The organism is Mesorhizobium sp. B2-4-6, assembly GCF_006442775.1.
Taxonomy (GTDB): Bacteria; Pseudomonadota; Alphaproteobacteria; order Rhizobiales; family Rhizobiaceae; genus Mesorhizobium.
Genome location: NZ_VFVI01000008.1, coordinates 188,504 through 214,657, shown reverse-complemented (window position 1 = coordinate 214,657; position 26,154 = coordinate 188,504). Strand labels below are relative to the sequence as shown.

Below are 26,154 nucleotides of genomic sequence, written 5' to 3'. Positions count from 1 at the left end.
AGGCCGCCGGGATCGTAATAGCGCCGTCCGTAGCGATCATGGCAATAGCCACAATCAACCCATACCAACTGCCCGTGCTGGACGGCGGAGCTAAGGGACCGGATGGTCGTTCGGCGCTTGGGTGGCTGCTCAGGCATGGGCTACAAATAGGAACTTATTCCTCGCTGAGCCAATTCACTCTTGACTCCTGCGTTCTGTTTTTGTTCACTGCCGCCTTCAACAGCTGGGAGTGATCGAAATGGATCGCATTGTCCGGTTCGACAGCCGCCAGGAGGCCGCCCTTCAAGCCACTGCCGACAGGTTCGTTGCCCTCCACAAGGGCGATGCGGTGAAGGCGCTGAAGGAAATGATCGTGCTCAACGGGCACCTCCAGCAGCGCCTCGATGCCTTGTCCAGTTCACGGCAGGTCCTTAGGAGGAAATCCGATGCATAAGAAACCGCCCTGTATGCCGACCGGAGTTTCAATCGGCATGCTGACCGATGGCGAGGGCAAGGTTGGCATCCTGACCTTCGAAACGCTCAAAGGGAACATCGAAATCGCTGTCAATCTCCAGGCTGTGGACGTCATCGCCAAGGCAGTCAACGCAATCGGCCAGGAACTGCGCAAATAGTGCCATCACGGGAAAGCACTTCGATGTCTCGCCATCAATTCGTGCAGGAGCTGGAGCGCGCCGCCGATCACATTGGGGATGCCTCGCGAGCCGACCTCCAGGTCCTGCTTCGCCGCGCCGCGCTGCTGCTCCGCAACCCCGGCGGGCTGAGCTTGGAACCGCGCACGGATGAAATCCTGGCCGCGCTGGCAGCTGAAATGGGCAAAGGGAAGCTCGATCTCGTGGAGACGATCCTGGACGACTGGCTTGTGGCGAATGCCTACCTGCCGGTGCCGCATGCGTTGGATGAAGAAGGCGCGGTTGAAGGCAGCGCCTAGCAGCTTTTTCGGCGACCTCGTGTCGATGGCTACCCGAAACCTCGCACGGATGACCCCTTAGAACGCGACAGATTATTGCGCGCAGGCCGGAATCGACCAGATTCCGACCCCTCACGCCTGCCCGCACCCTGAAACGCCCCCATGCCCGTAGTCAGAAAGATGTTCTTGACGAGCCGCGCATGCTATAATCGCGCGAACCCACGGGGGCGAGGGATGATTTCAGTTTCGCCGGCGCGTAGCGCCGAGGACTTTGAGGCCATGGCAGGGCTCTGCCGCAAGCTTGCGCAATGGGATGTCGACGCTTCCGCGCCCCATGGTGTCTCGGAGCAAGACGTCCGAACTCTCTTCCAGCCGGATACAAGCGGCCCTAGGCTGGCAATGCGGTTCGGCACACCGGATGCCGTGGCGTTCATTGCGCGATGGGAAGGCCTGTCGGCGGGCTGTCTCGCCTTCGACCTGTTCGGCGACGGCACGGCGGAGCTTCAGAAGTTCTTCGTCGACTCGGCTTTTCGTGGACAAGGCGTAGGTCGCGCGCTGATGGATGCCGTGTTGGCGGAGATCGGCAAGGGCTCCATCCGCACGGTGCTGATCCACACGACGTTTTACATGAAAAGCGCCGTTGCCGTGTACGAATCCTTCGGTTTCCGGCCTTGCCCGCCATTCCGCGAAACGCCGGAACATGTCAGGCATACGGATGTCTTCCTGTCGCGCGCGATATCAGGCTGATGAGCTGAGATGGTTCGCAAGCCATGCGTCTTCGGCTCCGTAATCGAAGGTGTCGTAGCCGTATCGGTTGAAGGCGGTGAATTGGTGCCTCCAGTCTTCTTTACTGGCTGTCTCCACGAGCCAGCGGCAGGCATCCGCGACTTGGTCCCTGTATTCGCCGCCATGCCATCCAAGCATCGTGGCCCGCGAGGTGTCCAAGACGTAGGGCCTTTCGACCGACCATGGCGTCGAGCCGACATATGAATGGCCGAATGGTCCGCCCTCGAAGGGAACCAGGTTGATCGGCTTGCCGATCGCCTTGCTGATCGCGTCGGCGATTTCCGCGACCGTCAGAGGGGTCGCGTCCGCCACGTTCAGGATGCGCTGCTCAGGGGATGTCATGCAGATTTCCGCGAGGTCGGCGATGCCGCGCGCGCTGCTCGTATGGAAGACGCTCCTGGCGCCGAGGCAAACAGGGATGCGGTCCCTTCCGTCCAGTGCCCGCTTTACGAACCACCATTCGCGCGGGTGTCTGGCAAGCGGGCCGTAGATCGCGCAAGGCCTGAGAATGGTGACGGGAAGGCCGGACGAGAGCAGGGCACGCTCCATGGCGACTTTTCGCGTCGAATACGTCTGTGGCCCTGCCTCTACGGTGCGGGTCTCCTCGCTGATAGGTCCGTCGAAAACCGGAAATCCAGTCTCTCCGGCTTCGTCCAGCGACCTGCCCTCGCTATCGGCATAGACGCTGGACGACGAAACCACGACCAGCGAGCCTACCCGCATGCCGGCCGCCAACAGGTCAATGGCCGGAACGTCATAGGCAGTGGGAACGAATGCGGCATCCATCGGAAATTCGAGGCCACGGATGACCCCTTCATAGCTGTCGTTCGTCCCCTCGGCAGGGCGGACGCCGCGCTTCTGCAGCCAGGCGGGCGGCATCCTATTGCCGCGCGCAGTGCCCCAAACCTGCCACCCGGTGTCGAGCAGCCGCCCCGCCACCGCCGCGCCGAGTTGGCCTGTTATACCGAATACCAGAGCCTTCTTCATGGGAGGCAGTCTAGACGACAGGCCGTGCGGTGTTCCACTGGGGTAGGAGCCTTTCCCGCTCTCGCTTTCGGAGCCCAATGTCAGCGTGTAGTCTCGCCGAGGCAGCGGTTTACGAGCTGCTTGGTATTCGCGGAAAGGAGGCAGCGGCATGTCAGGCCGATGGATAGAAAGCTTCGAAGGTTCCCGCCAGCGCGAGCTCTACGACCTCTACAGCAAGGAGTGGTGGACTAAGGGACGGGAATTCGAAGATGTCATTAGCATGGTCGAGCACTCCGATCTGGCGATTGGCCTTTGTTCGGACGATGGCCGACTGGTCGCGTTCGCCCGTGTCCTGACGGATTACACGTTCAAGGCAATGATCTTCGATGTCATCGTGCATTCCGAATTTCGTGGTCAGAGTCTCGGCCGCAAGATCGTCAATCGGATCATTGACCATGAGGCCCTGCGGCGGGTGCGTAGCTTCGAACTCTACTGTCCGGACAGCCTCGTTCCCTTCTACGGCAAGCTCGGGTTCGTGAAGGGGACAGCGAACCTCCTGTTTCGGGAGCGATAATAGGCTGACCCTCCCCGTCCTCCCTGTCGGAAGCACTGAATTTTCCCTCTCTATCGTCCCCGGAAGCGCCTCTAGCATCATCCCGGCGGCCCCGTATTGCCACGGGAAGCCCCGCAGGGGCTTTCCCTTGGGTCGGTTGGGATATCTGAAAGTCCCCCGTCCGAATCCTCAAAATCGGCCGTTTCGAAGACTTCCCCGTCCGAATCCATCCACGCCGATTCCGAAGACGGGCCTTCCTCGTAAAGAGCCTCGCAGGCGTCGCGGAGGTCTTCGCGCGCGGCGCGCCGTTCCGCCTCCGCCTGCATTTCCGCCTCTTGCTTCTTCCGCCTCTCCTCGACCATCGCGGCGGCCGTCGCCTTGTCGACAATGACCCACTCCTCGACCCGCAGGAGAATTTGGTCGTAAGGGGAGTCGGAAGGCCGCACGATGACCCACCCGCCGCTGTCATCGACGGTCAGGATCATCTCCCCTTCGCCCAGCGCCTCCGCCGCCGCCTTCCTTTCCCTCGCCGTGCCGGTGGCGACGACGACAGGCGCGGCTATGCCGACCGTCTCCCGCACCGTCTCGCCGTAGGCGTTGTCTCGCTCCTTTCGGAGTGGGATGGGCGGGAGCGGCAAGGCCTCCTCTGGAGAGAGGTCAAGGGCCTCGCGCAGCCATAGCTTTTCCGAGGCGTGGAGATCCCTGTCGGCCCACATTCCCGCCGCGATGCAGGCCTGATAGGCATGGGCCGCGATCTCGCCGTTCAGGCGGTCGATCTCCTTCGCCAGTTCCTCGATTCTGTCCCAAATCTCGACCGACCTGGACGGCTGCGCCTTCAGCGCCGCAAGCTCATCCCGCAGCCCCTCCCGCTTGTCCTCCGGGCCGCGCTCGACGCCCTGCCGAGGGCGGGTGCGGTTGCCGCCCGTCAGCCTGTCCATGACGGCCTGCGCCCGCATCATCTCCCTTACCGCGAGGCACATGCGTGCGTCGTCGGGGACTTCGCCCCGCTCCGCCGCCTTCCAGATCGAATCCCAGAGCTTGCCCGGCGACCGCTGGGAGTCCATGCCGATGAGGGTGTGCAGGCGGGCGTCGCGTTCGCTCGCCCAAACCGCATGGCGTTCCAGGTCCGTCGCTGGTGCGTCGTCGGCCGGGATGCCTCCCTCCGGCTCGTAGTCGTCGCCGTAGCCCATGGCGAGGCGCGACGAGTACCGGGAGGCGTATTTGACGATGGCTTCCGGGGTCTCCTCCCGACCGCGCTTGTCCTTCGGCGGCGCGTACCTCGAATCCGTGTCGCCGACGACATACGCGGAGCAACCCCTGTCCGACCGCTTCGTCTCCTCCTGCCGCTTCTCCTCGGGAGTCGAGGAGAAGCGGTCCCAAAAACCGTCCGCCACCGCGCGCGCCTCCGCCAGTGCCCGCGCCTCCGAGGCCGCGCGGATCGCGGCCTTCGTCGGCTCCGCCGTGTCCGGATCGAGGAGCGCAAGCGCCTCCGCCTCGCTCAACTGGCGGTCGTGCACGAAGACGAGGATATGCCGGTGGACCGTCCCATCCTGCTGCGCCTGTGCGTCCCAAAAGCCCCACGGCCGCAACCCGTTCTGGCGAAGGAGACTGACGGTCTGGTGATAAAGCTCCTGCATCCGCGTCATGGCTTCGTCGGGGCCGAGCATCGGATTCCATTTCTGGACTTCATGCCCGGCATTCGTGGGGTTGCAGTGATATTGTCCTTCAAGCGTCAGCGTGATCCAGATCGCTTTCGCCCCGATCGCCTTCGCCCGCGCGAGCAGCACGTCGCTGACAAGGCGTCGTTTCGCCGCCTCCCGCAGCAGCTTCTTCTTGTGCGCCACCAGCATGGGAATCTGGGCGGCCGGATCTTCCTTTTTGAGGATGACCAGCCGCCCCATGTTCTCCCGGCTGTCGCGCATGTCCGCGCGGTGACAGATGACGGAGTAGTCCGTGACGAAAAGCGGACGGCCCTCCCGCTCGCGTCCGCCGACCCCGCTCACCGCATAGCCGATATATGCCCGCGCCTTCTTCGCCGCCTTCTTCATTTTTCGCCGCCAGGTCTTCGCCTGCCGCCGTCGGCGGTGCTCTGGTTCTGGATGCGTCTCCGCCGGATGCTCCACCGCATACCGCGCAGCGGCCTTCTCCGCCCGCTCGGAAATCTCGGAGGGCGACAGGCCGATGGTCTCCAGGACATCCCAGCCGGCTTTTGCCAGGATCGCCGCGCCGCGCTCCTTCTTCCGGACGATGCTCATGTCCTTCACAAAGGGAGAGAATGCGGGCGGCAGCATCTTGAACACCGCCAGCGCCTTCCGCTCGGAATCCTGCCGCTCCGAAGGCGGCACGGTCCCCGCGCGGAAATGGCGCGGGTCTGGCCTGTGCCTCGCTTCCTCCGCGTCCAGGTCCGCGAAGTCGGCCGCGCGGACCTCCTCCGCCGTTGCCGTCTTCGGGCTGGGTCTGACCGTCTCCGCCGCTTGGAATGCGTCGGCCAGTTCCCGCGCGGCATCCTCCGCCGCCTTCCTTGCCGCCTCCGCCGCCGCGATCCAGCGCGGATGAGGATTCGCCGCGGCCTTTCTCGCTGCTTTGTCGGATTCCTTCGCCTGCCGACGGGCTGCTTCGAATTTTTTGCGAAGCCGCTCCCGCGTCAGCCCGTCGCCGACGCGCCCAAGGCGTGTAGCGTCGAAGCCGGAAAACCCGTTGAACTTCGGGCTTCCGTCAACATTTTTGGTTCGAAGGGTAAGCGGGGGCTGCTGGCTGGTCGGGGAGTATCCCGACCGGGGCGTCACCCGCTATTCGCGGGGGTCTTTACACGTGCATGAAGCTGAATCATCATCATCTTGCTTTTGTGAAAACCCCCTGAGGCTGCCAGGCCTGTGACGGGGGTTTTTTGCTGCTTGAACATCAAGGGTTGATCGGTCGGCCGAACGGGACAACCCCCTTTCGAAATCATTCCGCGTCCGTAACGATTACAGGAAGCTTCGTTTGATTTCTTCCGCTCCGCATCCCGCTTCCGCCGTATCCCGCCACGCCCTTTCATGACCGGAGCGGAGAACCCGGCAGGGGTCGGGGCTATAGCCCCTCAAGCAGAATTTTCCCCGCATTTCCGTGCCGGAAATGCTCCTCGCGGCCGGGCTGGTGCCCCTCCAAAATTCACCTTGCCCCCTGCCTGGCTCCCCGCCTTTTCTGGTCCAGGGCGCAGCGGCATACGACGGAAGGCAAAAACGGGAGGCGCTTTCCCTTTGCCTGACGGCGACGGGAACAGACAGGAAGTGCAAGAGGGGCGAACGGCTCCGCCGGATGGCAGGGCCTCTGGCCTCGTTTTCCCTCTCGACGCCCGCGATTTCCTCCGTCACCATTTTTGTCACCCGGCCCCCGTGCCGGTCATCTGCAGGCCCCTGCGCGAATCCTTGCCGCGCTGCCCGTCGAATCCTACAGCACCGCCCGCGAGTCCTTCCACTCAAGGATTCGCCCAAGGATTCGAGATAAGTACAAATCCAAGCATCAAGGATTCGACATAAGCATTGTTGACAGGAAGTCCGGTATCGTCGGCAACATTCGGCAACAAAAAATAAACAATGTTGGTCTGATTCCAAAAAATAGCTGTTGCGCTACTCCAGATCGCACTTCAATATAAATGGAGAGGCGGCGGGGTGACCCCCAACGTTTCCAGAAAAGGAGTTGAAGACATGCGTTTCTACAGGTTCGATATCGACGGCCGGAATTTCATCCTCAGCGAAGGCCCTGACCTCCGCGTCAACGGCAGGGCCGTGACGGAGTGGGAAGTCCGCGAGGACCATGGCGACCACTATCGCCAGTTCGGCAATGCCCACCTGCCGCGCCGCGCGACCAAGGTGCAGATGCGCACCCACATCGCGGAATACTACGCAGTGGCCTAAGGGCCGCTCCCCGCCGGATAGGCGGCTCAGAAATCTATTGTGTAATCCGCCGAGCAGGCGGCCCGGCAAACAGGAGTTGAAGACATGAAGGTTTTAGTGCGTGCGCCCGGTGGCAAGGGCGACTGTGTGGTTGAGATCGAGGACGCTTTGCTGTCGGATCGCGCGAAGCGCTTGCTCGGTCTGCTGGAGTATAGCTTGACGGGCCGAGGCGGAAGCGACGACCTCGTCCCTTGTATCGTCCGACGCATCCGGGCCGTCACTTTTTCCCAGGCGCTTGATCTGCTGGGACACCCCCGGGACCTGGGCGAAACGGTCGCAAGCAGTCTGGCCGCTTCCGCCGAGGCAGGTGGCATCGTCGTCTGCGAGGATGATTTCCCGGCCTTTTATCCGAGCCAGAACATCGCGGCGCGCATCAACGCCATCGCGGCGCTCGACGGTATCGGAGTCCGGCCGGAGCGCTGGGCGCAGCCGAGGTCGATTGCATGGTTGGGCGAGGATATCGGGTTCGATACGCCCGACGGACAACGCGAACAGGCCGAGCGCTGGAAGCACTTAATTCATTCAGCAGCACGCGAGATCGCCATGAAGGCTGCGCGGGCGGCCTGACCGGAAACCGGGGCACCCGCCCCGGCCTTCCCCCGAACCGCCGACAGCGACGGTTCCGGCGAGGGCCGAAAGCCCGGCGATGATTCCCCTTGAGGGTAGGGCATCCCGCCCAAGTCAACAGGAGAGACCAGATGAGAGTTTCCAAGACCGACCACCTGCCAGGCATCCCAGGCAAGTTCGAGTGCTACACGGTCGAGAACTGCCGTATTCGCCACGATGCCGTTCCCGCGACGGACGAGCTTGGCGCCTACGAAGGCACCGAGTGGTTTTTCAAAGAGGCCCGCGACCGCGACACGGGCATGTTCGACGCATACGCCTGGGTATGGCTGCGGAAGGCATCGGGCGAGGTCCAGTTGACCGAAATCGTCCTGTCCGAGGTCTACGGGCTGGATCGCGCCAACCCGATTTTTGACAAGCGCCTTTTCAGCTTGGTCCGCTGGGCCCGTGAGGAAGTTGAGGCGCGTCTGAGAGATGACCCTGAACTCTACGGGATCGAGGCGGTCGCGATTGCCGCCTGACACGGAAGCCGGGGCAGCAGCCCCGGCCTTCCCCGGAGCCGTCGACAGCGACGGTTCCAGAGAGGGCCGAAAGCCCGATAGCAGAGGAGTGACGACAGTGACGGCGACAGCAGCAGAGACTTGGACGGTTCTGAATTTCGAGGGCATCCCCCTCGCCGAAGGCCTGCCTTCCTGGCAGGCGGCGGTTCACCAGATCCTGACCGACGATGGCCACTACTACGAAATCCGCGCTGAGGAAGGTGGCGGATGGCGTCTGTGGCTGTCCGACAGCAGCCGCCACAGCGTCGGCAGCCGTCGCATGGTCGAAAGCGCCTTTTTCAGCGCCAAGAACGACGAGGACGAGGTGACGACGGAAATTTTCGCCGAGGTCAAGAAACAGGCGGCGCGCGACTGGGAGCACGGCAGCACCTTCCGCATCCTGACCGATGCCGAGCGCTCAGCCGACCTCGCCGAGGATGAAGGCGAAGCGTGGTTCGCGTTCTATCCCTTCGGCCGCCCCGGTGATGCCGCATATGGCTGGGGCACCCGTGCCGAGGCCGAGCGCTATCAGGCATTCGAAAATCGCGGCCGCAGCCCAGACGAGGGCGAATGGTACCTCATGGATCGAGTGGCCGATGACGATGCTGCCGACTTCGACGGCTTCAACATCGGCGACTTCTTCGCGGGCAATCCAGAAGACGAAGCGGCCTGACCAGGGAAACCGGGACCACGGCCCCGGCCGGAAGAGAAAGGGGAACGACGATGAGCGAACTTTTTGAAATCGGCCAGCGCGAGCGCGAACTTTTCGCCGAGCTTCATGCCGCAGAGGTAGAGAGCAAGGAGGCGGGGAGGAATCTGCTCGCGAAAATCTGGGTCTACGGCCCTGAGCGTAGCAATATTGAGGACGAGGCGCGCGACAGATTCTTTGAGGCGGAGCAAAGGGAGATGATGGCACGGCGGGCATGGGCCGAGGCCTATAAGGCCTTTGGTGCCTCCGCTGCCGGTCTGGCGAAAGCTCGCTATTTCGCCCGCCTCAAGGCCGACCCCATCGCCCGCGCGTCCCCGCCGGCCGTCGAGGAGGTCGCCTGATGTCCGCGCAAGCAACCGAAGCCCCCGCCCGCCGGCGAGGCCGTCCCCGTCGTCTTGGATCTCCCGAGGCCGCCGCTGCCGATCGCGTTCGCCGACGCAGGGAGTATGCGGACCTCCGGACAAAGTTGGCCCTTCCGTCGCAGGAGCTTGCGGACCTCCTTGGTCTCGCCTCCGGCACCGTCCGCGCGCTGCCTCATTGGACATCGGCCAGCGCGGCCCCGACCGAGCGGACCCTAGGCATCATGCGCAGGGAACTCCTCCGCCGCACCCGAGCCCGTATCAATGAGCTTCGGACATGGCGGGAAATCGAACTTGCGACCGTCGAACGCGAGCTTGCCGAACACATGGCCTTGTGCCGCGCCGCCGAGCCGGAAGGCCTCGAAACCGAGGAGGAAGCGGCATGATCCCAGCCCACTGGACCGACACCTACGCCAACGGCCAGCCCTGGGCGATCATCGACGGCACTCCGATTTATCGGGTCTGGACGCAGGGCGGGAGGATCCCGCTGCACTACTGGAGGTCTTTGGTACCCCGCACGATGGACTACGGTAACCATCCCGATTTCGATCTCCGGAATCTGCCCGGATACCACGCAGGAATGAGCGACGACGAGATTGAGGAGATCATCCGCGCCGCTCTTGAAGCGGACATCCTCCCCTGAAAAGTGACTCACAACCACAGGAGACTACCCCATGGACAACATCATCCGCTTCCCCGTCATCCCCCGCCCGCAGCGTGGCCCCGCGTCGCCGCTGCCTACCTTCCTGCATTGCTGGGCTTCGTTCATCGCCGTCATCGAGGCGGAAGAGGACGAAGCGCTGCCGATCCGTGGGCGGGCCGCCGACGAAGGCCCGCAATTCGAATTTGACGGCCACTATGTCCTGTCCGCCGATGTCGAGGAGTGGAGTCTCGCCATTCTCTGGATGTCCCCAAGTCTCATGCAGATCGTCGGCGCAGTCCTCGCCGAGGCCCTTGCGGCGGAGGATGGCATTGGCCGCTTCAATTCCGACCGCTGGGATGCCTTCCGGAAGGAGGTCGTGCGCGCGACGGGCATGGAATGGGATCGGAAGCCTGGCGATAAAGGCGTGAGGAGCACGATCCTTGAAGCTGCCCGCCGCGACGGCATCGACTTCGAAGCCGAGCATATCGTCGACAGCCTGCTCGTTCAGAGCAGGATGGCCGACCGCCTCCGAAGTGAAACCGCCTGACAGGAGCCGCCGCCATGCCTATCACCGCAACCGCCTGGACCGTCCTCCTCGCCCTTGGCGTCGCGCTCGCCGGTCTTGGCTACGAATACGGCCGCCGCCCCATCTACGATGATCCCGCGCACTGGACGAACACCATGGCCCATTCCGCGATGGTCATCGGCAGGCTGCTCACCCTGCTCGCCGTCCTGCTTTTCGTCGGCGGCGAGAGTGTCGCTCAGGGCGGGCTTCGCCTCTGAAAACCGTAACTGAGAAATCGGTTACGCCTCCTTCCCAACAAAGAAGAAGGCGGCCCGGGAGGAGGGCCGCCTTCTTTTGCCTGCCGAGATAGAGGGGCATCAAGCAGGCAGTCCCATCCTATCGCCTCTTGTGCCGAAGGAAAGCCCCGCGATCCGCCCAAGAAAGGGAGCGTCCAGGGGGTGCCGAACGCTCCCTTTACCTGTTGACCGCTCTACCCTTCAGCCTGGCAGGCATGAGCAGCCTACAACGTCAGCGGCCGTTGTCCATGCACCAAGAAAGGGTGGCCATCGGCGCCTTTGTGCCTTCCGTCCCCGTGATCCCCAGCCGTTCCGTTTTCGCTCGCTCCGCGTTGAACCGACCGTGCCGGGCCTACGTAAATTCTGGTATCCCCAAGTGCTAGAACTCCGCCCACGGTTCCGGGCGTGTGTGCCAATGGTCGGCCTCTGGGGTGCGGCTTTCGGACGACGTTCCTGTGGCTCCGCCATCCTCACCAGACGTTCTGGAACCGTCCGTGCCTTCCTGTCCGCTGCCGTTGTCGGCGATGACGGTCGGCGGTGCCAGACATCTGGAGCCGAGCCGGAACGATAGGTGGCTTGTTGCCCGAATGTGCTTCCGATGCGGTCAGGACACCAGCGCGAGGATGCTGCTGATGGGAATCGGCACCAGGCGAATGTACTTTCCGCCCGATGAGCATGGTATGCTTGGTGGCCGAATTATGAGGTAACAAAGTGGCCCCACCAAGCGCGGAGATGATTGTCAAATCGGTGGCTCTCTCGATCTTTGCCATTGTCGTTATCATTGCTCTCAGCGCTTGGATCAGCCGACCATCGGCCTCGAAGAAGGGCTCGGTCCAGTTTGCGCCCTTCATTATGATAGCCTATTTCTGCCTTGCATTAAGCTTCGGTGTCCCCATTGCGACCTTGGCCAAAAGCGTTGGAGGGCCGACGCTGGGAAGGGTTTTCGGCCCCCTGGGTTTTCTCAGCGGGATTTGGTTCGCTGCAATCGTCATCCAGGTTGCGCAGAACGTTGGCTACCGATTGGTTGGCGCTCCCACCCAAAAGATTCAGTGGTATAGAAGTTGGAAGAAACAATCGAAGCGCAACAAGTCCGCTAGGGCCAGAGTGAAGCGTGGGCGGTAAAATAGAGGTTGATCAGAATTAGACAGAGGTTTTCGAGCGCTTGCCAGGCTCGCTGAGCACGTATACGCCTAGATCGTTAGGCCGTGCACTCATAAATGCAGAATGACCGAGATGGGTGTAACAAGGACATCCACCTCTAGGGATGAAAAATGGTCGATCCGCTATTTCTTACCGTGGTTGCTCCAATTGTTCTGTTCGTTGGCTCCGCTGTGGGCCTGCGGTTCGGGCTCCCTCTTTCGCTCGCCGTTTCATTTGATGCCGTTGTTCTCGTGGTGGCCGGGTGTTTCCTTCATCAAGGCGTTCAGCAGAGCTGCCTCATTGCTGAAAGCGAGTGCATCGGCGCGACAGCTACTGCATACATCGTCTCCGGCTTCTGGTTTATGGCCGTTGTGACCTTGATCGTCAGCGCTGCCCGGAATGTGAAGAACCAGCGTAGGGACGCAGCACACAAACATTCAGGCGCGAGAAATTCGGAACCGTAGATGGCGATGAACCTGAAAACCTGGGCTCTTGCCTCGCGGACGGATAAAATGCTGCCTACAGATGTCCGTCTGGATGTCTTCGCCCGCAAGTGGGCCGTGGCTCACTTCGTTGCGCCCGCACCAACCCCTTGCAGGCAGCCGTCCCGGACGGGCAGGAAGTGGGCAGATTTTAACGCTGGTCCAGGAGGCTCAAAATGCGTGGTTTTGCTACTGTCGCCCTCGTGTGCGGGCTTCTGAATTTCGCCGGATACGGCGCCGCTCTCGCTTATGTCGGCATCCGCTACGCCCTTGGGATGTAGTCCCCGGCTTCGTTCCAGAACTCAAAGGAAAGGCCCCCTTCCCGGGGCCTTTTCCATGTCAGGACTTCCGCGCCGTGACCCCGCCGACATTGGCCTTGCCTTTGCCGCCGCTGTCCTTTCCATCGTCCTTTTTCGGTCGGGGAATCGAGGGAAGCCCCGGCATGCCCCTGCCAAGGGTTGCCGCCAGCGCGCCGGCCGTCGCCACGAAAAGGCTCTTGTCGCTGAAACCATGGGAAGGCCCTCCGAACCATGCCATCACGCGGTCGGGGATGTGGAAGATTTGCCCGAAAATATGCGTGACGAGATACATCGACAGGAAGGTGATGAGGACGTACCCGACGATGAGCGCCGAAGGCCCGATGAGGTGGCCGCCCGTCTGCCCGTAGAATGCCGTCCCCCACATGATGTCCAGCCCGCCGACGATGAGTGGCAGGAGCACGAAAGCCGCCTCGAAAGCGAGCAGGCCGAGGACAGGCATCAGGAAGACCTGAAAGAGCAACATCGCGCCCATTTTCGACTGCTGTGCAAGAAGCTCCTCGCCGTCCATGCGGATAAAGCCGAAGGCCCACACGACGAGCGAGATAGCCGCCTCCAGGACCGCCAGAAGCCACAGCGACATGAAGACCCACACATAGATGAAGGGCAGGATCGGCAGCACGTAAGCCCGAACCGCCCCGATGATCCACAGCGTCCCGAGGATCGGCGCCGCCCAGCCCATTGCCCACCAGGCCGCGCCGTCCGCGCCGACCGCCTTGCCGACCGCTGTATTCGCGAGCGCGATCGGGACGAACGCCGCCGTGACGCCAGCCTCTGCGATGCCCATGAAAACATGCCCGCTCGAAATCTGGTCGCCGATCGGGTCCGACTTGAGCATCTTCTGGACGGTCGAATCCCCCGGATCTCCCTTCGCAACCGTCCACTCGCCGAGATCGCGGAAGACGGGCGACACGATGCGGGCGAGGATGCCCGCCGACTGGTCGCCGCCGGCGGCGAAGTCGTTCGCCGAAACCTGAATCTCCGCCTCCTCTCCGGAGATGAGGTTGCGCAGCGTGGCGAGCGTTCCCGCCATCAGTGCCGTATCGCTCCCGCTGCCGTCGTCCAGTCGGATGCCGACGCGCTCATGTCGCGCGCCCGAGAGCGCGGACACTTCCTGCGACCGCTGGGAGATGTTCATCCACCACATTCCGGCCGTGGCGACGCCCTGTTGCCGGGCGGCATCGACCAGCCTTTCCCGCCGAACGGCCCCGTCCTTGTCCAGGCCCATCTCTTTCGCCGTCGCCGCCGCTATCGCGTCGTCATAGGCCTTGCCGAGGCTCCGCACCGCGTCCGACAGGCGCGGCAAGCTGCCGTCCCGAATCCCGTTCAGTGCCGCTTGTGCGCTGAACGGCTGCGCCTTCCGGAACTTCTCCGCAACCTGTTGCGCGGGCGCGCGGACTGCCGCGACGATCGCCGAGGCTGCCGCCGCCCTGTCCGCCGTGAACCCCGGCTTGTCGGCGAGGACGGGCATGGAAATCTTTCCGCAGTCAGGTCCATAGTACCATTCGGTTCTTTCGTTCGTCGTGACCGGATTCCACCAGCCCGACGTGTCGCCCTTCCGCTCTCCCTTCGCCGAAGGCACGGGCGCGCGATCGATGCCCCACGGCTCCGCCAGGGCATTGTGAGCGGCGGCGCAGACTTCCGATTCCAGGAAGTCCATGACGAGCCTCGACCCGCCCGATGACATGGGCGCAATCTTGACCTCCTTGCCCGCCGCGTAGTCCACGAAGCTCACCCAGTTGGCGTCAGCCAGGTTGATGGCAGCGCGCCCGACGACATCGCGCAGGACGTAGTGCGCCGACGAGAAGCTGGCGGCGATTGGGACGAGGAGTCCAAAGCCGAGGACGAGGCGCAGCGGCGCCCAGATCTGATGATGCCTGTCGCCGAGGACCTTGCCGCTGTACGCGCTGGAAACGATGGCGGTGATGATGTGCCATCCGAGGAACAGCGCCCCGGCAAAGGTGAGCGTGGACGAGAACACGGCCATGGCGAAGCCCCACGGACTCGAAGCGTCCGAAGGGAGCAGCGCGTTGAGCCATGCCCAAAGGATGTTGTGCTCGGTAGGCGTCGCAAGGAGATCGGCGGGGCTCATTTTCTCACTCCCTCAAACCGGATTCCGGCGCTGCCGAATCCGCCGCTTCCGGAACCGCGAGCGCGGTCCCCACGAATAGCTTTTTGTCCCGCTCCGCGACGTGAGCGCGCACCAGCCCGGCGACGAAATTCGCCGCAACGTCGCCCGCCTCGACCGCCGCCAGGACCACGCCTCCGAGCACGATTTTTTTCCGCGTGTCGTCGCGCCGCTGTGCGTCTTTCTCCTTCGCGCGAAGCCTCGCCAGGTCGCTGTCCAGCTTCGCTTTCTTCTGGAGCAGCCCGCGCTCCCGCTCCCGAATTTTTCCAAAGTCCAGCATCCGTTTTCCTCCCTTTTGCGAACCCGCCGGCGGATTTCCGAAGCCGCTCCGCCTGAATTCGCAGGCCAAAAATGTTGAGGCTTGTAGGCGTAGCCAGCGAAACCCCGACCTCGAAAAATCGACGTCGATTCAAAGGTTTGTCGGCCCTCTTGCGCTTGTCAAATGTCCGCCCAAACATCGGAGGCAGGAAGGCCACACCAAGGCTCCCTGCTAAGGGCGCGCCTATGTGTTCTGCGAACACAGCGCGCCCTACGGGCGGGGAGACGAGGACGAGGAGGAGGACGACATGGACCCCCAAACGCTAACTGCCGCAAACTCGCTGTTGCTTACAGTCGCCATCGTTTTCGGCGGGGCAGCGCTGCTCCTCGCCGAGTCCGTTTTCATGTCTTGGGCGCTTCGTCGGGTTCGTATCCGTCGACCAGATTCGCGCATCCACGCAGGAGATGAATCCCGATGACCGACGCGCCGATTTTCTCGATCTGCCTCCAATGGCAGCGCCTTCCCGGCTCGCCGCTTCTGGCAGTCCGCGCGGACGGAGTCGCCGACGCGCAGGTGCGCCACTACGGACGCCGCGCAGGCCTCCATCGCGTTGCGATCGATGACGAGATTCCCGCCATGGTCGGGACGACAGAGCAACGCGACGCGCTGCTCTGCGAACTCGAAAATGCCGGGTACGAAATCGAGGAGCACATGTAATGACGACCGCCGAAAACGACAACGATGCCGTTGCAGCACTCGACGTCGCTGACCTGTTCGCCGACCCGCCACCGGAACGGAAACTGACGCTCCTCGGCATTTCCCTCGGCGAAGATCCTTTTGCGACCACGAGGCTGGAAGACGGAGAGAACCCGATCGGCGGAGCTTCCTGCCTCGCCCGCTACGAGCGCGCCAGCGCGGCTTACATCGCCGCCTGTCACGGCTTCGAGCAGGACGACGACGAGCAGGAAATCCTCCGTCTGATCGCCGCTTACTGGCTTCGCAAGTCCCGCGCTTTCTGGCTTGCCTGACATGACCAGCAGCCTCCCACCGACCGATGCCCTCTTTCACGTTGACGCGAAAATCTTCCAGCGTTCGGCGGGGCGCAGCGCGGTCGCGGCGGCGGCATACCGCAGCGCCAGTTGCCTCACCGACGAGCGTATCGGCGAGACGTTCGACTACCGCAAAAAGGTCGCGCGCGAAGCTTTCATCCTCGCCCCGGCCGACGCTCCGGAATGGACCCGCGACCGAGGCGAACTGTGGAACCGCGTAGAGGTTGGTGAGCGTCGAAAAGATGCCCAGGTTGCCCGCGAGGTGGAGGTTTCCATCCCGCGCGACCTTCCCGAATCCGGCTGGCGCCCATTCGCCGAATCCGTTTGCGCCCACTACGTCGCCGCCGGCGCGATCGTGGACATCGGCATTCATTGCCCGGCTGATGTGTACGGGGAGCCGCAGCCGCATTTCCACGCCATGCTCACCCTTCGCGCGCTGGACGAGTCCACGCCCTCCGGCTTCGCCAGGACGAAGAACCGGGCCGTCGAATCCACGTTCACCTCTGGAGGCAGCTACGGCGGCGAACGTGGCGCTGCCCTTGTCGCCGAGCGCGAGCGCATCGCCGGAATCATGAACGAGTTCCTTGCCCGTGCCGGATCAAACCGTCGGGCATCGCACCTGTCGAACGCTGTCCGAGGCCTTGACCGCGAGGCCGAGCCGACCATGGGCGAGGAGCGGACCAAAATCATGAAAAAGCGGAAGCGCCACGACCGCCGCAGCGCCCTTGTTTCAAGCATCCGAAAGACCAGGATTCAGGAAAACGAACTTGCCAGCATTGAGGAGGAAATCATGGCAACCAGCCCCACCCACCAGGCCCGCAATGGCATCCGTCCACGCTCCCGCGTGGATTTCAAGACGAAGCTTTTCCGGCAGCGTTTCCCCGACTTGAGCCATGCCGAGGACTGGGTGAAAAATTTCCATTTCATCGACACCGCGACACCTGGCCTGACGAAGATCGCGACCCGCGACGGCGGCCACGTCGAAATCCGTGGCCGCATGGCGAAAGTCTTCGGCGCGCGCGGCATTGCCGACAACTTCGTGGCCGAACTCGATGGCATGGCGGAACTGGACGACATAGAGCGGTTGGAAGAACTCAAATCGCTCCGTCGTAAGGGCAACGGCGCGAGGCCTCGCCGCAACCCCGACGAAGTGCCGCAGCTTCCTCCGGATCGCGTCGGATCTCTCGCCGATCGCTGGCGCTCCCGTGGCTTTACCAAGATCACGGAGGCCCCCGATGGCGTTTGGATCGAGATCGGAAAATGCCGTCTCCAGGATCTCGGCGACGAGCTCCGCATCCATGGCCAGGCCGCATCGGATGCCGCTGTCCGCGCTATGATTTCCAAGGCCGTGGACGAGTGGGATTCGTCTTTGGAGGTTTTCGGCGAACGCGCGTTCAAGGATCAGACATGGCTGGAGGCCCAGCGCCAAGGCGTCGCGGTCTACGACGCGGACACCGGTCAACCCTACGAGCCGTCCGAGGAGGTCCGTCGCGCGTTCGAGGGCGACCAGTACCGCATCCGGAGCGAGCACGATGAGATCAACGCCATCAAGTCGCACCGCGCGATGGCCGCCCTTGTGCTGGAAGCCGCCGCCGGCGATACTGCCGCCCTGACGAAGCTCAAGGCCAACGATCGCGATCTCGCCGACTTCATCGTCTTGCACCTGGACGACGAGCAGCGCGGCCGACTGGTCGGAAAGCCCGAGGCCGACGTCGTGGCCGCCTTGCCTGAGTTCCGCGTTTTCGGCCGATATGCCCGCGCCGCCGAGGACGAGAAGCGCAAGCGCGAAGGCCTCGCGACACCCGCCGACGACTTCGAAGCCCCGCCGCCCGTCCCCGGCGACGACTACGAGGTGAGGAGGCCGCGTTGATCGAGCAGGACGAAGCTCACGCGCTTCGGCGATACGTCAGGAACCGGACGGCAGGCCGCCCGGCTCCTGAATACGCGCGCTTCGATCCTGTCATTCAAGGCTGGCTGGAATCCAACGAAACCGAGGCGGCAGGCCGCTGTGACGGGAGAGCCTTCCGCCAGGTCCGCCGTCCCGGCCTTCCTTGGTGCGAATGGCTGGGCCTCGACACCAGGATAGCTGAGGACCATGCCCTACAAGCGTTTTTCGAGCTTCGCGCGAAGGAGGGGCACGACTGGCTGCGGCTCTTGAAAGAGGTCGCCCGCAACCGTCAGGCGGCCCTCCGCGATTGGCGTCGCGAGGGCTTTGGTATCCTGTCCCGGCTCCGCGCGCAGGAAGCTCTTCGGCCGGATGTCAGGCTACACTCGACCCTCGCCGACGAATTTCGGATGCCAGGCCGGGGGATGCGCAGCCTTCGAAAATCGTAAGGCCGGGGTCCGCCGTCTCGACCTTGTTCCGCCCCGAGCGCTTTGCTCTGTAGAGCGCGCCGTCCGCGCGCTCGATCAGGAGGTCGATGCTTTCGCCGCCGATGGATTCAGCCACGCCGATGCTGGTAGTGACGACGTGCGAGGACTGCATGCCTTCATGTTCGCAGGCCGCAAAGACGGTCCGCAGCCCTTCGGCGAATGTCCTTCCTGTGCCGAGGTTTGTTGCGGGAAGAAGGGCGACGAACTCCTCTCCGCCAAGGCGGCCTATGGTGCAGCCCGTTTCCTCGGCCGCATGCCGCAGAATATCCGCAAGCCCCCGGATCACCGTGTCGCCGACCCGATGTCCATAGCCATCGTTGACCTTTTTGAAATGGTCGATATCGAGGATCAAGAGCGTTGCCGGAAGGGAGGGGCTGGCGTTCCGGATCGTCTCCTCAGCGGCAATGAAGAAGCCGCGTCGGTTTGGGGCGCCTGTCAGCGGATCAGTCAGGGATTGCGTCGAGAGTTCCTTCATCAGATCCGTCGCGATGCGCAATAGGAATAGAATCGCCATCAAGAACCAGGACAGCATCGCGAAGACCTTGAACGAGACAACCCATAGCGAGCCTGTTACCTGGGCCTCGGTCTGCAGCGGCCCTTCGTAGATGTACGAGACCACGGGGCGGGCTATCAATGTGACGGCCGACAGGGCGAACGTGATCGCTATCATATGGTCGATCTGGTCTGGGCGCACCGCCTTTCGGGTTCCTCGTGCCGCGATCAGGAACATGAGGGCGGCACCGAGGCTGGATGTCGTGCCGCGCCCGAAGATGCTCGGATCCACGAAGACGAACCAGACATCACCGGCGACCACGGCGAGATAAATCGGAACGGTCAAGCGGTCCGAGGCCTTGCCAGTGTAGAGCATGAGGCTGCCGCGAACTGCGAAGAAGGCGACCCCGACAAGGAACACATTTGCGAGGAAAGAGAACGGAGAAGGATTGGCTACGAATACTCTGCTAAAGTCGAGCGTCGAGCCTGCTGTTGCACACGCATAGGCGATCGACCAATTGGCGACTTGAGTGGTTTCTTTCTTGCGCTGCCACAGGAAGAAGAAGGTGACGGATAGCGTCACCGAGATGAGCGGCAGGATCGCCGACAGTAGATAGGATTTGTCCATTTCACCCCCCGCCGACTCCCTTACGTCAGCAGGGACTAATTTCAGGTAAAGACTGCTTCGTTACATGAGGATGGGCTAAACATCAGCGAGTACAATCCGCCAGACATTAGAGTCGTCTAAAGGTCTGTGATGCAATGCGGGAAAGCTGTCATACCCGTGCTACACCCAGCGTGATAACCGCGCGAACCAAGCGGAGTGTTGCGATGGGGCAGGTCATTTTTCTTCATGGTGCATCAAGCAGCGGAAAATCCACGATCGCCAAGGCGCTTCAAGCCCGTATCGAAAAGCCATTTTGGCATATCTCGATAGATCACCTTCGTGACACGGGCATCCTACCGATGGATCGTTTCCGGAGCGGTGAGTTCGCCTGGGCGGATGCGAGACAAGCCTTTTTCGATGGCTTCCACGCTTCCTTGGCCGCCTACGCGGATGCGGGCAACAACCTCATTCTGGAGCATATTCTGGATACGGAGGGCTGGCTGGGCATGCTGTGCCAGCTTCTTGAACGCCACGATGTTTTCTTCGTCGCCGTGCATTGTCCGCTTGACGTGCTGATTGAACGCGAGAAGCGTCGCGGCGACAGGCCAGAAGGCAGCGCAAAGCGCGACTTTGAAACCATTCATGTCGGCACGCTCTACGACCTTGAGCTGGATACTGGCGATGGCGTGGATGCCAACGTCGATAGGCTCCTTGCTGCTTGGCGATCCGACAAACGCGTCTCGAGTTTTCATTCTCACAAGATTCGGTCGAAGGTCGGCTAAGGGTTGGCACAAGTCATCCCGGCCGGATGTCACCGGATCAGTGGACGACTGAATCCGCTGGCTGCAAGTGCCGATTTAATGTAGCACAACGTCAAGAGGTTGTGTCCGCCGGCGGCAGCCACTTCCAGCGCCCGCTTGGCGCTCTCCTGGCCCTTGATGTCGGCGAGGTCCGGCAGGTCGCGCGCCGCAAGCTTTATGCCGGCCTCGGGCCGCGACAGCACCTGCGTGCCGCGGAAATGGTTCGCCACCGCGATCAGGCTGCGTGGCGCGAGGATGTCGAAATCCTCGCCGGCCCACGCCGCTTCCGGCCCGCAGGCGAAGGGGCAGATCAGGCCCTTGCCTTCGGCATTGGCGCCGATCGCCGCCGGCAGCGCGCCCGCCACGCCGGCGATCGTGCCGTCGAGCGACAATTCGCCAAGCACCACATAACCGGCAAGCATGTCGCCCGGTATGGCGCCGAGCGCCGCCATCAGGCCAAGCGCGATCGGCAGGTCGTAATGGCTGCCTTCCTTGGGAAGATCGGCCGGCGCGAGGTTCACCGTCACCTTCTTCGACGGCATCGACAGGCCAGATGCGTGCAACGCCGCCTGCACGCGCTCGCGGCTTTCGGCCACCGCCTTGTCCGGCAGGCCGACGATCTGCATGCCGACCTTGCCCGGCCCGACCATCACCTGGACATCGACCGGCACGGCCTCGATGCCCTGGAAAGCGACCGTGCGAACCCGCGCCACCATGTTTCCCGCCCCCGGATCCGGCCTCGTGCGCGGCGCTGCGATCAGCCCGCCCGAGACCTCACGCCAGACAACCACAGATTTGCGGCGGAGGCAAGAACATTACAAGAACATCGGTTTTGGCCGCGGCAACGGCGCGTGACCAAACCGATATATTGACGCTTCCTTGCCTAGCGGTCCAGCCACACCTTCTCGAAATGCTGCTCGAGATTTGGATGCGCCGGATTGTCCTTCACCGCCGCCACCGAATGGGTGAACAGCGAGCGCCAGTAAGGCTGGATGAGGATGCCGGAATCCTGGAGGATCTGCTCGACATCCTTCATGATCTCCTTGCGCTTTTCGACGTCCGGCACGGCAAGCGCCTCGCCGAGCTTCTTGTCGAACGCGGGATTGGCGTAGCCGGATTCGTTCCAGGCTTCGCCGCTGCGATAGGCGAGCGCGAGGTTCTGGACGCCCAGCGGCCGCATGCCCCACGACGTCATCGAGAAGGGATATTTGGTCCAGTTGTCCCAGAAGGTCGAGCCTGGCAGCACGGTGCGCTTCACCTTGAAGCCGGCCTCGCGCAGCTGCGCGGCGATGGCGTCGCCGGTGCTGCGGTGCCAGTCCTCGTCGCCGGTGATCAGCTCGTGCTCGAAATCGAGCTGCCCCGCCTCCGCCATCAGCTTCTTGGCGCCTTCGAGGTCGCGCGTCTTCTTCGGCAGCGCGTAATATTCCGGGTGCAGCGGGCTGACATGGTGGTTCTCGGCGACCGTGCCCTTGCCGCCATAGCCGAGCGTCAGCACGGCCTGATTGTCGGTCGCCAGCTGCAGGGCGCGGCGCACGCGTACGTCGTCATAGGGCTTGCTGGTCACATTGGTGCGGGCAAGGATCGTCGCCGCCGTCACCACTTCCGACTTCACCAGTCCCAGGCCGTCCATAATCGCGACATAGTCGGCGGTGGTCTCGAAATTGGTGTCTATCTCGCCGGCTTCGAAGGCGCTCACCCAGGCGGCCGGATCGGTGCCGTAGTCGATGAACTCGATGCCGTCGAGATAGGCCTCGCCGCCCCACCACTTGCCGTTCTGGCGCCGTTTGACGACGGCCTTGGTGCCGACGTCGTAGGAGACCAGCTCGAAAGCGCCGGTGCCGACCGGATGCGCGATGAGATTGGCGCCGGCCTTCTCATAGCCGCGATGCACGATCAGCGCGGAATATTCCGTCATCGACGGAATGATCGAGATGTCGGACGAGGACAGTTTCAGCACCACCGTGTGGTCGTCGGTCCTGGTGATGGCGCCGTCGCGCGCCTTGCCCGTCTTGGCGTCGATCAGCGCGGTCATGCGGCCGGCCATGGAATTGCCTTCGGCCGCCTTGTCGCACCAGCGCTCGAGGTTGAAGATCACGTCCTCGGCGGTGAAGTCGTTGCCATTGTTCCAGGTCACGCCACGCCTCAGATTGAGCGTGTATTCGGTGGCGTCGTCGTTGACCTTCCAGCTTTCCAGCAGCGAAGGCTTGAACGTGTAGTCGGTGTCGTAGCGCACCAGCGTGTCGAGGAACTGGCGCGCGATATTGGCCATTTCCGGCCAGTCATAGGCGCGCGGGTCCTTCTGCTCCTTGACGAAGGTGGAAACGCGCAGCACGCCGCCCTTCTTCGGCTCGGCGGCTCGCGCCGGCGTCGGCGCGGCGAGCCCGATCAGGCCATAGGCGGCCACCGCCGACGCGCCGAAAATGCTTGCCATCGCCAGGAATTCACGCCGGTGGAGGCGTGCGCCCCGGACCTCCGCCGCCAGACCCTCGACCAGCGCATGATGGCGGTCGAATTCGCAATGCTCGCAATCCTGTCCCATTATTTCCCAGCTCCGAATAGATCGACGAACCAGTTCCAGAAGCCGTCGGTGTCGATATCGACGGCCACCCGCGCGTTTGGCGGCCTCTTTGAAACATTGTTGAAGTCGGCGATGGTCATGCCGCGGGTTACCTCGCCGCCGGTCTCCAGATGCACGTAGTAGTTCTCGAACGTGAACAGCGACGGTTTTACGATCGCGGCGAGCGCGATCACGTCGTGGAGGTTGGGATCGTCGGCACCGAACTCGTCCTTGCGCCGCATCATGAAGTCCAGCACCCGCGCCACCACATCCGCCTGCGGACCTGATGCGGCTCTTATCCGGTCGAACACATGGCGCGGCAGCTCAGGCTTCAACGTGACGTCGAGACCGACCATCGTCAGCGCGCAGCCGGCTTCGAAGACGATGCGTGCGGCTTCGGGATCGCAATAGAGATTGAACTCCGAGGCCAAGGTCATGTTGCCGCCGCGGATGGCGCCGCCCATGATGGTGATGCGTTTGATCAGCGACGGCAGCCCGGGGTGTTCCGTCAGTGCGGTGGCGATATTGGTCAGCGGCCCGACGGCGAGAATCTCGAGCCTGCCCGGCTGCCGCTTCGCCGCCTCGTGGATCAATTCCGTCACGCCGGCCCCGGCAAAGCCGCGCCGCGCGGCGGGCAGCGCCACGTCGCCCAGCCCGGTCGCGCCGTGGCTGACGGCGGTTGACAGCGGCCTGGCGAGCGGGCGTGAAGCGCCGATATGCACGGGCGCGTCGCAGCCGAGAAAATCCATCAGGTCGAGCGTGTTCCTGGCCGTCTTCTCGATCTCGACATTGCCGCAGACGGCACCGATCCCGATCAGCTCGATCGTGTCCGTGCAAAGCGTCGCCGCCGCGATGCAGACGGCGTCGTCCGTGCCGGTGTCGACATCCATCACCAGCGGGATCCTGGAAAGCATGGTCACGTCGCGATCCCTCCCGTTGCCGGGCTTGCACCGTAGGACGGCGGAACGAGCATTATGATCGGAAAGTCCCACTTATCGACATAGTTAAACGTTTGCCTAAAGCAGGGCTGACCAGTTGTCAACACGTTCTACCTGCCGGAGCGCCTCCTCGCCGCCTGGGTCTGTCGACTTTGCCGACGTAAGAGGTTAGGGGATCAGGCCGACGATGCTTGGCAAGCAATGCGAGGACATGTGGCGGCGACCATCAAGGATATTGCGAGAGGTGCCGGCGTATCGATCGCCACGGTCTCCAAGGTCCTCAACCGCAAGGACGCCTTCATCAGCGAGGAAACGCGCAGCCGCATCTGGTCGCTGGCGCGGGAGCTCAACTACACGCCGAACTCCATCGCCCGCTCGCTGGTCACCCGTCGCTCGCAGGTCCTCGGCATCATCGTTCCGGATATTCTCAACCCTTATTTCACCGAGCTGGTTCGCGCCTGCGACGACGCTGCCCGGCTGCGCGGCTATACGACGATCCTGTGCAACTCGGATGGCATTCCGGATAAGGAGGAAGCGCATCTGGCCTTCCTTGCCGGCCATGGCGTGGACGGCATCGTGCTGGCGGCGAGCGGCGTGATCCCGAATGCCGGCCTCCTCCGAGGGCTGAACATCCCGTTCGTGTCGATGGACCGCGAGGTCCCGGAGCTCGATTGCCTGGCGGCGACCGTCGACACCGACTATCGCAACGGCGCCTTTCAATCGGCCGGCTACCTGATCGCCAAGGGCCACACGCGCATCGCATTCCTTTGCGGATCGGCGGAAAGCTCGAACACCGGGATCAGGCTGGCCGGGTTCGAGGAGGCGCATCGCCAGGCCGGCATTGACGTCGATCGAAACCTCGTCCGCTGTGGCGAGTTCCAGCACAGCTTTGGGCGCCAGGCGACGCGGGAGCTGCTGGAAAGCACGCGGTTTTCGGCCATCTGCTGCATGAGCGACATGCTGGCCATCGGCGCCACGGTTGCGCTCCGCGAAAAGGGGCTTGTTGTCCCCGACGACTGCGCCGTCATGGGCTTCGACAACATCTATCTGGCGCCGCTGCTGGAATGCCCGCTGTCGACGATCGACCGCCGCATCTTCGAAGCAGGCACCATCGCCATCGACGCGCTGATCGACTTCCTCGAAGGGCCCGACCGGCGCCGCGCGGCGATCGTGATGGAGCCCAGCGTGGTCGAGCGCAAGACGGCGTAATTGGCAATGGGACGACGCCCGGAGCGCTACCTAGCCGGCCGCCCCCTCGCTTCGCAATGGGCTGCCAGCAGGCCGAGGACGATCGGCAGGTCGTAATGGCTGCGTTCCTTGGTGCAAAGGCGGAACATGGTTAAGACAAAATGAAAACGGCTATCGCCGCGTGCTCTCGACCCGTTGAAAAGGCGAGCAGTCCACCGGCAATCCGAGGCTGTTGCCGTCTAAGCGGTGATGAAGGCATCGACCGTACCTGAAAGCGATCGATCGATTGCGATGTCGGGTGGAAGCCACTCCATGACAGGATATCGGAAAGGCCAAGGCATGGCGATCCGGCGCAAAGAGCCGCTTTCCAGAAAAATCTCATTTACAAGGTCTATGAACCGCCCGCGGTCTCGTTCAACTCGTTTCAGGGTTTGCGAACGAATATAAGCCCGGGGGATTCGTCGCTCCTTCAGCGCTGAGACAGCGGCCGCGATGGATCGAGGATCGGGTGGAACTGTAAGCGAATAATCGTCATCCAGATAAAGGTCTCGGCCACCATGGTTCGGGGTCGTGACAACAGGTAGCCCCGCGAGAAGATATTCTGTGCTGGCGAACATCGGTCCCTCCATTTCAGAGAGACAAATTCCCACGGCTGCACGATTCAGATGCATGTTCACGTGAGCCGGCGCCAATCGGACAGGCTTGCCGGTGCTGTCAAACTCATTGATAAACACGTGACCCGGCGCGAACTCCTTGTGCCGATTTATTCGCGCCCTTTCCGACTCCGTCGTAGATGACCCGACTAAATCACGATAAAAGACAAATGCGCAGCGCTCGATGCCAAGAGACAAGTCGTGGCGTTTCCACGAAGCCAGTTGCGCATTGTAGATTGCATCAAATTCTACAGGGACATTGTTGAGGGGCTTGAATATGAATTCGGAGGTTGTTGAAGTCTTGTTGTGCAGGACGGCCGCCTCACCGGCCTGGTTCAAGAGATCAGCCTCGGCTTGTGTGTTGGATAGGAAGACTAGCGAGTGACGGGGGTTCCTAAGTCTATGCAGA

The 26,154-nt window shown here is 62.8% G+C and carries 29 protein-coding genes and 1 pseudogene; 21 read left to right on the top strand and 9 right to left on the bottom strand.

Annotation, left to right across the window (positions count from 1 at the left end):
* Nucleotides 1-238: 238 nt before the first annotated feature.
* The 4 genes from FJ957_RS20780 to FJ957_RS20765 all read left to right on the top strand — a co-directional run bounded on the left by FJ957_RS20780 (nt 239) and on the right by FJ957_RS20765 (nt 1,654).
* Nucleotides 239-433, top strand: a complete 195-nt coding sequence (locus tag FJ957_RS20780; protein WP_140834708.1) for a hypothetical protein — start codon at nt 239-241, stop codon at nt 431-433.
* A 37-nt stretch (nt 434-470) separates the two neighbouring features.
* The gene (locus FJ957_RS20775) at nt 471-611 is read left to right on the top strand and encodes a hypothetical protein (RefSeq protein ID WP_246685902.1); all 141 of its coding nucleotides are present in this window, start codon (nt 471-473) and stop codon (nt 609-611) included.
* Nucleotides 612-634: 23 nt separating this feature from the next.
* Nucleotides 635-928 (top strand): hypothetical protein, encoded by a 294-nt coding sequence (locus FJ957_RS20770; RefSeq protein ID WP_140834704.1) that lies wholly within the window; start codon nt 635-637, stop codon nt 926-928.
* Nucleotides 929-1,141: 213 nt separating this feature from the next.
* Nucleotides 1,142-1,654, top strand: coding sequence for a GNAT family N-acetyltransferase (locus tag FJ957_RS20765; protein WP_246685901.1), 513 nt, complete (start codon nt 1,142-1,144; stop codon nt 1,652-1,654).
* On the opposite strand, the gene FJ957_RS20760 is transcribed toward FJ957_RS20765, so the two are convergent.
* Nucleotides 1,646-2,680: an NAD(P)-dependent oxidoreductase gene (locus tag FJ957_RS20760; RefSeq protein WP_181180646.1), complete on the bottom strand. Its 1,035-nt coding sequence runs from the start codon at nt 2,678-2,680 to the stop codon at nt 1,646-1,648. The two genes, FJ957_RS20765 and FJ957_RS20760, sit on opposite strands and share 9 nt — an antisense overlap.
* Before the next feature lie 148 nt (nt 2,681-2,828).
* Here FJ957_RS20760 and FJ957_RS20755 point away from each other — a divergent pair, with 148 nt between their 5' ends.
* On the top strand, nt 2,829-3,233 hold the full coding sequence (locus tag FJ957_RS20755; RefSeq protein ID WP_140834700.1) for a GNAT family N-acetyltransferase: 405 nt from the start codon (nt 2,829-2,831) through the stop codon (nt 3,231-3,233).
* A 77-nt stretch (nt 3,234-3,310) separates the two neighbouring features.
* On the opposite strand, the gene FJ957_RS20750 is transcribed toward FJ957_RS20755, so the two are convergent.
* Nucleotides 3,311-5,998 carry a replication endonuclease gene (locus FJ957_RS20750; RefSeq protein WP_140834698.1) on the bottom strand — a complete coding sequence of 896 codons (2,688 nt, stop codon included), beginning with the start codon at nt 5,996-5,998 and terminating at the stop codon, nt 3,311-3,313.
* A gap of 900 nt (nt 5,999-6,898) precedes the next feature.
* On the opposite strand from FJ957_RS20750, the gene FJ957_RS20745 reads away from it, so the two are divergent.
* From FJ957_RS20745 to FJ957_RS20705, 10 genes are all read left to right on the top strand, one after another.
* On the top strand, nt 6,899-7,108 hold the full coding sequence (locus FJ957_RS20745; protein WP_140834697.1) for a hypothetical protein: 210 nt from the start codon (nt 6,899-6,901) through the stop codon (nt 7,106-7,108).
* A gap of 84 nt (nt 7,109-7,192) precedes the next feature.
* Entirely contained in the window at nt 7,193-7,714 is a 522-nt protein-coding gene (locus tag FJ957_RS20740; RefSeq protein WP_140834695.1) for a hypothetical protein, read from the top strand.
* 131 nt (nt 7,715-7,845) lie between these two features.
* Nucleotides 7,846-8,232: a hypothetical protein gene (locus FJ957_RS20735; protein WP_140834693.1), complete on the top strand. Its 387-nt coding sequence runs from the start codon at nt 7,846-7,848 to the stop codon at nt 8,230-8,232.
* A gap of 97 nt (nt 8,233-8,329) precedes the next feature.
* Nucleotides 8,330-8,923, top strand: coding sequence for a hypothetical protein (locus tag FJ957_RS20730; protein ID WP_140834691.1), 594 nt, complete (start codon nt 8,330-8,332; stop codon nt 8,921-8,923).
* Nucleotides 8,924-8,973: 50 nt separating this feature from the next.
* Nucleotides 8,974-9,300 carry a hypothetical protein gene (locus tag FJ957_RS20725; protein ID WP_140834689.1) on the top strand — a complete coding sequence of 109 codons (327 nt, stop codon included), beginning with the start codon at nt 8,974-8,976 and terminating at the stop codon, nt 9,298-9,300.
* 242 nt (nt 9,301-9,542) lie between these two features.
* Nucleotides 9,543-9,704 (top strand): hypothetical protein, encoded by a 162-nt coding sequence (locus FJ957_RS31875; RefSeq protein WP_181180645.1) that lies wholly within the window; start codon nt 9,543-9,545, stop codon nt 9,702-9,704.
* Nucleotides 9,701-9,961: a hypothetical protein gene (locus FJ957_RS20720; protein ID WP_140834687.1), complete on the top strand. Its 261-nt coding sequence runs from the start codon at nt 9,701-9,703 to the stop codon at nt 9,959-9,961. The genes FJ957_RS31875 and FJ957_RS20720 overlap by 4 nt, the downstream gene beginning before the upstream one ends.
* A gap of 31 nt (nt 9,962-9,992) precedes the next feature.
* Complete coding sequence (locus FJ957_RS20715; protein WP_140834685.1) at nt 9,993-10,508, top strand: hypothetical protein; 516 nt, start codon at nt 9,993-9,995, stop codon at nt 10,506-10,508.
* Between the two features lie 14 nt (nt 10,509-10,522).
* Nucleotides 10,523-10,744: a hypothetical protein gene (locus FJ957_RS20710; protein ID WP_140834683.1), complete on the top strand. Its 222-nt coding sequence runs from the start codon at nt 10,523-10,525 to the stop codon at nt 10,742-10,744.
* A 1,289-nt stretch (nt 10,745-12,033) separates the two neighbouring features.
* Nucleotides 12,034-12,366 (top strand): hypothetical protein, encoded by a 333-nt coding sequence (locus tag FJ957_RS20705; RefSeq protein WP_140834681.1) that lies wholly within the window; start codon nt 12,034-12,036, stop codon nt 12,364-12,366.
* A gap of 357 nt (nt 12,367-12,723) precedes the next feature.
* Here FJ957_RS20705 and FJ957_RS20700 read toward each other — a convergent pair whose 3' ends face one another.
* Together FJ957_RS20700 and traD are read right to left on the bottom strand one after the other, a co-directional pair.
* Nucleotides 12,724-14,793 (bottom strand): DotA/TraY family protein, encoded by a 2,070-nt coding sequence (locus tag FJ957_RS20700; protein WP_140834676.1) that lies wholly within the window; start codon nt 14,791-14,793, stop codon nt 12,724-12,726.
* Between the two features lie 4 nt (nt 14,794-14,797).
* Nucleotides 14,798-15,109, bottom strand: coding sequence for a conjugal transfer protein TraD (gene traD, locus FJ957_RS20695; RefSeq protein ID WP_140834670.1), 312 nt, complete (start codon nt 15,107-15,109; stop codon nt 14,798-14,800).
* A gap of 453 nt (nt 15,110-15,562) precedes the next feature.
* On the opposite strand from traD, the gene FJ957_RS20690 reads away from it, so the two are divergent.
* The 4 genes from FJ957_RS20690 to FJ957_RS20675 are packed head-to-tail and all read left to right on the top strand — an operon-like array spanning nt 15,563 to nt 18,471.
* Nucleotides 15,563-15,805, top strand: coding sequence for a hypothetical protein (locus FJ957_RS20690; protein WP_140834665.1), 243 nt, complete (start codon nt 15,563-15,565; stop codon nt 15,803-15,805).
* On the top strand, nt 15,805-16,116 hold the full coding sequence (locus FJ957_RS20685; RefSeq protein ID WP_140834660.1) for a hypothetical protein: 312 nt from the start codon (nt 15,805-15,807) through the stop codon (nt 16,114-16,116). The genes FJ957_RS20690 and FJ957_RS20685 overlap by 1 nt, the downstream gene beginning before the upstream one ends.
* Before the next feature lies 1 nt (nt 16,117).
* On the top strand, nt 16,118-18,007 hold the full coding sequence (locus tag FJ957_RS20680) for a MobA/MobL family protein (RefSeq protein ID WP_140834655.1): 1,890 nt from the start codon (nt 16,118-16,120) through the stop codon (nt 18,005-18,007).
* On the top strand, nt 18,004-18,471 hold the full coding sequence (locus tag FJ957_RS20675; protein ID WP_140834650.1) for a hypothetical protein: 468 nt from the start codon (nt 18,004-18,006) through the stop codon (nt 18,469-18,471). Before FJ957_RS20680 ends, FJ957_RS20675 begins: the two co-directional genes overlap by 4 nt.
* Here FJ957_RS20675 and FJ957_RS20670 read toward each other — a convergent pair.
* Nucleotides 18,398-19,630 carry a GGDEF domain-containing protein gene (locus FJ957_RS20670; RefSeq protein ID WP_140834645.1) on the bottom strand — a complete coding sequence of 411 codons (1,233 nt, stop codon included), beginning with the start codon at nt 19,628-19,630 and terminating at the stop codon, nt 18,398-18,400. The genes FJ957_RS20675 and FJ957_RS20670 overlap by 74 nt on opposite strands.
* Nucleotides 19,631-19,833: 203 nt before the next feature.
* Between FJ957_RS20670 and FJ957_RS20665 the strand changes: the two genes are divergently transcribed.
* Nucleotides 19,834-20,391: an AAA family ATPase gene (locus FJ957_RS20665; RefSeq protein ID WP_140834639.1), complete on the top strand. Its 558-nt coding sequence runs from the start codon at nt 19,834-19,836 to the stop codon at nt 20,389-20,391.
* A 92-nt stretch (nt 20,392-20,483) separates the two neighbouring features.
* On the opposite strand, the pseudogene FJ957_RS20660 reads toward FJ957_RS20665, so the two are convergent.
* From FJ957_RS20660 to FJ957_RS20650, 3 genes and pseudogenes are all read right to left on the bottom strand, one after another.
* Nucleotides 20,484-21,125 (bottom strand): annotated as a pseudogene (locus tag FJ957_RS20660) (magnesium chelatase domain-containing protein); the annotation flags it as partial.
* 167 nt (nt 21,126-21,292) lie between these two features.
* A complete protein-coding gene (locus FJ957_RS20655) occupies nt 21,293-22,948 on the bottom strand; it encodes an ABC transporter substrate-binding protein (RefSeq protein WP_140834634.1) in 1,656 nt (551 codons plus the stop codon).
* Nucleotides 22,948-23,880 (bottom strand): nucleoside hydrolase, encoded by a 933-nt coding sequence (locus tag FJ957_RS20650; protein ID WP_246685907.1) that lies wholly within the window; start codon nt 23,878-23,880, stop codon nt 22,948-22,950. Before FJ957_RS20650 ends, FJ957_RS20655 begins: the two co-directional genes overlap by 1 nt.
* Before the next feature lie 225 nt (nt 23,881-24,105).
* On the opposite strand from FJ957_RS20650, the gene FJ957_RS20645 reads away from it, so the two are divergent.
* Nucleotides 24,106-25,113 carry a LacI family DNA-binding transcriptional regulator gene (locus tag FJ957_RS20645; RefSeq protein WP_140834630.1) on the top strand — a complete coding sequence of 336 codons (1,008 nt, stop codon included), beginning with the start codon at nt 24,106-24,108 and terminating at the stop codon, nt 25,111-25,113.
* Between the two features lie 218 nt (nt 25,114-25,331).
* Here FJ957_RS20645 and FJ957_RS20640 read toward each other — a convergent pair whose 3' ends face one another.
* Nucleotides 25,332-26,084 (bottom strand): glycosyltransferase family 4 protein, encoded by a 753-nt coding sequence (locus tag FJ957_RS20640; protein WP_140834628.1) that lies wholly within the window; start codon nt 26,082-26,084, stop codon nt 25,332-25,334.
* Between the last annotated feature and the right edge of the window lie 70 nt (nt 26,085-26,154).

Bases quoted from the DNA above. Each gene is read 5' to 3' on its own strand.
- FJ957_RS20720 (WP_140834687.1), top strand. From the start codon at position 9,701: ATGATCCCAGCCCACTGGACCGACACCTACGCCAACGGCCAGCCCTGG.
- FJ957_RS20725 (WP_140834689.1), top strand. From the start codon at position 8,974: ATGAGCGAACTTTTTGAAATCGGCCAGCGCGAGCGCGAACTTTTCGCC.
- FJ957_RS20680 (WP_140834655.1), top strand. From the start codon at position 16,118: ATGACCAGCAGCCTCCCACCGACCGATGCCCTCTTTCACGTTGACGCG.
- FJ957_RS20770 (WP_140834704.1), top strand. From the start codon at position 635: ATGTCTCGCCATCAATTCGTGCAGGAGCTGGAGCGCGCCGCCGATCAC.
- traD (WP_140834670.1), bottom strand. From the start codon at position 15,109: ATGCTGGACTTTGGAAAAATTCGGGAGCGGGAGCGCGGGCTGCTCCAG.
- FJ957_RS20745 (WP_140834697.1), top strand. From the start codon at position 6,899: ATGCGTTTCTACAGGTTCGATATCGACGGCCGGAATTTCATCCTCAGC.
- FJ957_RS20765 (WP_246685901.1), top strand. From the start codon at position 1,142: ATGATTTCAGTTTCGCCGGCGCGTAGCGCCGAGGACTTTGAGGCCATG.
- FJ957_RS20690 (WP_140834665.1), top strand. From the start codon at position 15,563: ATGACCGACGCGCCGATTTTCTCGATCTGCCTCCAATGGCAGCGCCTT.
- FJ957_RS20645 (WP_140834630.1), top strand. From the start codon at position 24,106: ATGCGAGGACATGTGGCGGCGACCATCAAGGATATTGCGAGAGGTGCC.
- FJ957_RS20700 (WP_140834676.1), bottom strand. From the start codon at position 14,793: ATGAGCCCCGCCGATCTCCTTGCGACGCCTACCGAGCACAACATCCTT.
- FJ957_RS20665 (WP_140834639.1), top strand. From the start codon at position 19,834: ATGGGGCAGGTCATTTTTCTTCATGGTGCATCAAGCAGCGGAAAATCC.
- FJ957_RS20735 (WP_140834693.1), top strand. From the start codon at position 7,846: ATGAGAGTTTCCAAGACCGACCACCTGCCAGGCATCCCAGGCAAGTTC.
- FJ957_RS31875 (WP_181180645.1), top strand. From the start codon at position 9,543: ATGCGCAGGGAACTCCTCCGCCGCACCCGAGCCCGTATCAATGAGCTT.
- FJ957_RS20715 (WP_140834685.1), top strand. From the start codon at position 9,993: ATGGACAACATCATCCGCTTCCCCGTCATCCCCCGCCCGCAGCGTGGC.
- FJ957_RS20760 (WP_181180646.1), bottom strand. From the start codon at position 2,680: ATGAAGAAGGCTCTGGTATTCGGTATAACAGGCCAACTCGGCGCGGCG.
- FJ957_RS20710 (WP_140834683.1), top strand. From the start codon at position 10,523: ATGCCTATCACCGCAACCGCCTGGACCGTCCTCCTCGCCCTTGGCGTC.
- FJ957_RS20775 (WP_246685902.1), top strand. From the start codon at position 471: ATGCTGACCGATGGCGAGGGCAAGGTTGGCATCCTGACCTTCGAAACG.
- FJ957_RS20755 (WP_140834700.1), top strand. From the start codon at position 2,829: ATGTCAGGCCGATGGATAGAAAGCTTCGAAGGTTCCCGCCAGCGCGAG.
- FJ957_RS20650 (WP_246685907.1), bottom strand. From the start codon at position 23,880: ATGCTTTCCAGGATCCCGCTGGTGATGGATGTCGACACCGGCACGGAC.
- FJ957_RS20740 (WP_140834695.1), top strand. From the start codon at position 7,193: ATGAAGGTTTTAGTGCGTGCGCCCGGTGGCAAGGGCGACTGTGTGGTT.
- FJ957_RS20780 (WP_140834708.1), top strand. From the start codon at position 239: ATGGATCGCATTGTCCGGTTCGACAGCCGCCAGGAGGCCGCCCTTCAA.
- FJ957_RS20655 (WP_140834634.1), bottom strand. From the start codon at position 22,948: ATGGGACAGGATTGCGAGCATTGCGAATTCGACCGCCATCATGCGCTG.
- FJ957_RS20670 (WP_140834645.1), bottom strand. From the start codon at position 19,630: ATGGACAAATCCTATCTACTGTCGGCGATCCTGCCGCTCATCTCGGTG.
- FJ957_RS20685 (WP_140834660.1), top strand. From the start codon at position 15,805: ATGACGACCGCCGAAAACGACAACGATGCCGTTGCAGCACTCGACGTC.
- FJ957_RS20705 (WP_140834681.1), top strand. From the start codon at position 12,034: ATGGTCGATCCGCTATTTCTTACCGTGGTTGCTCCAATTGTTCTGTTC.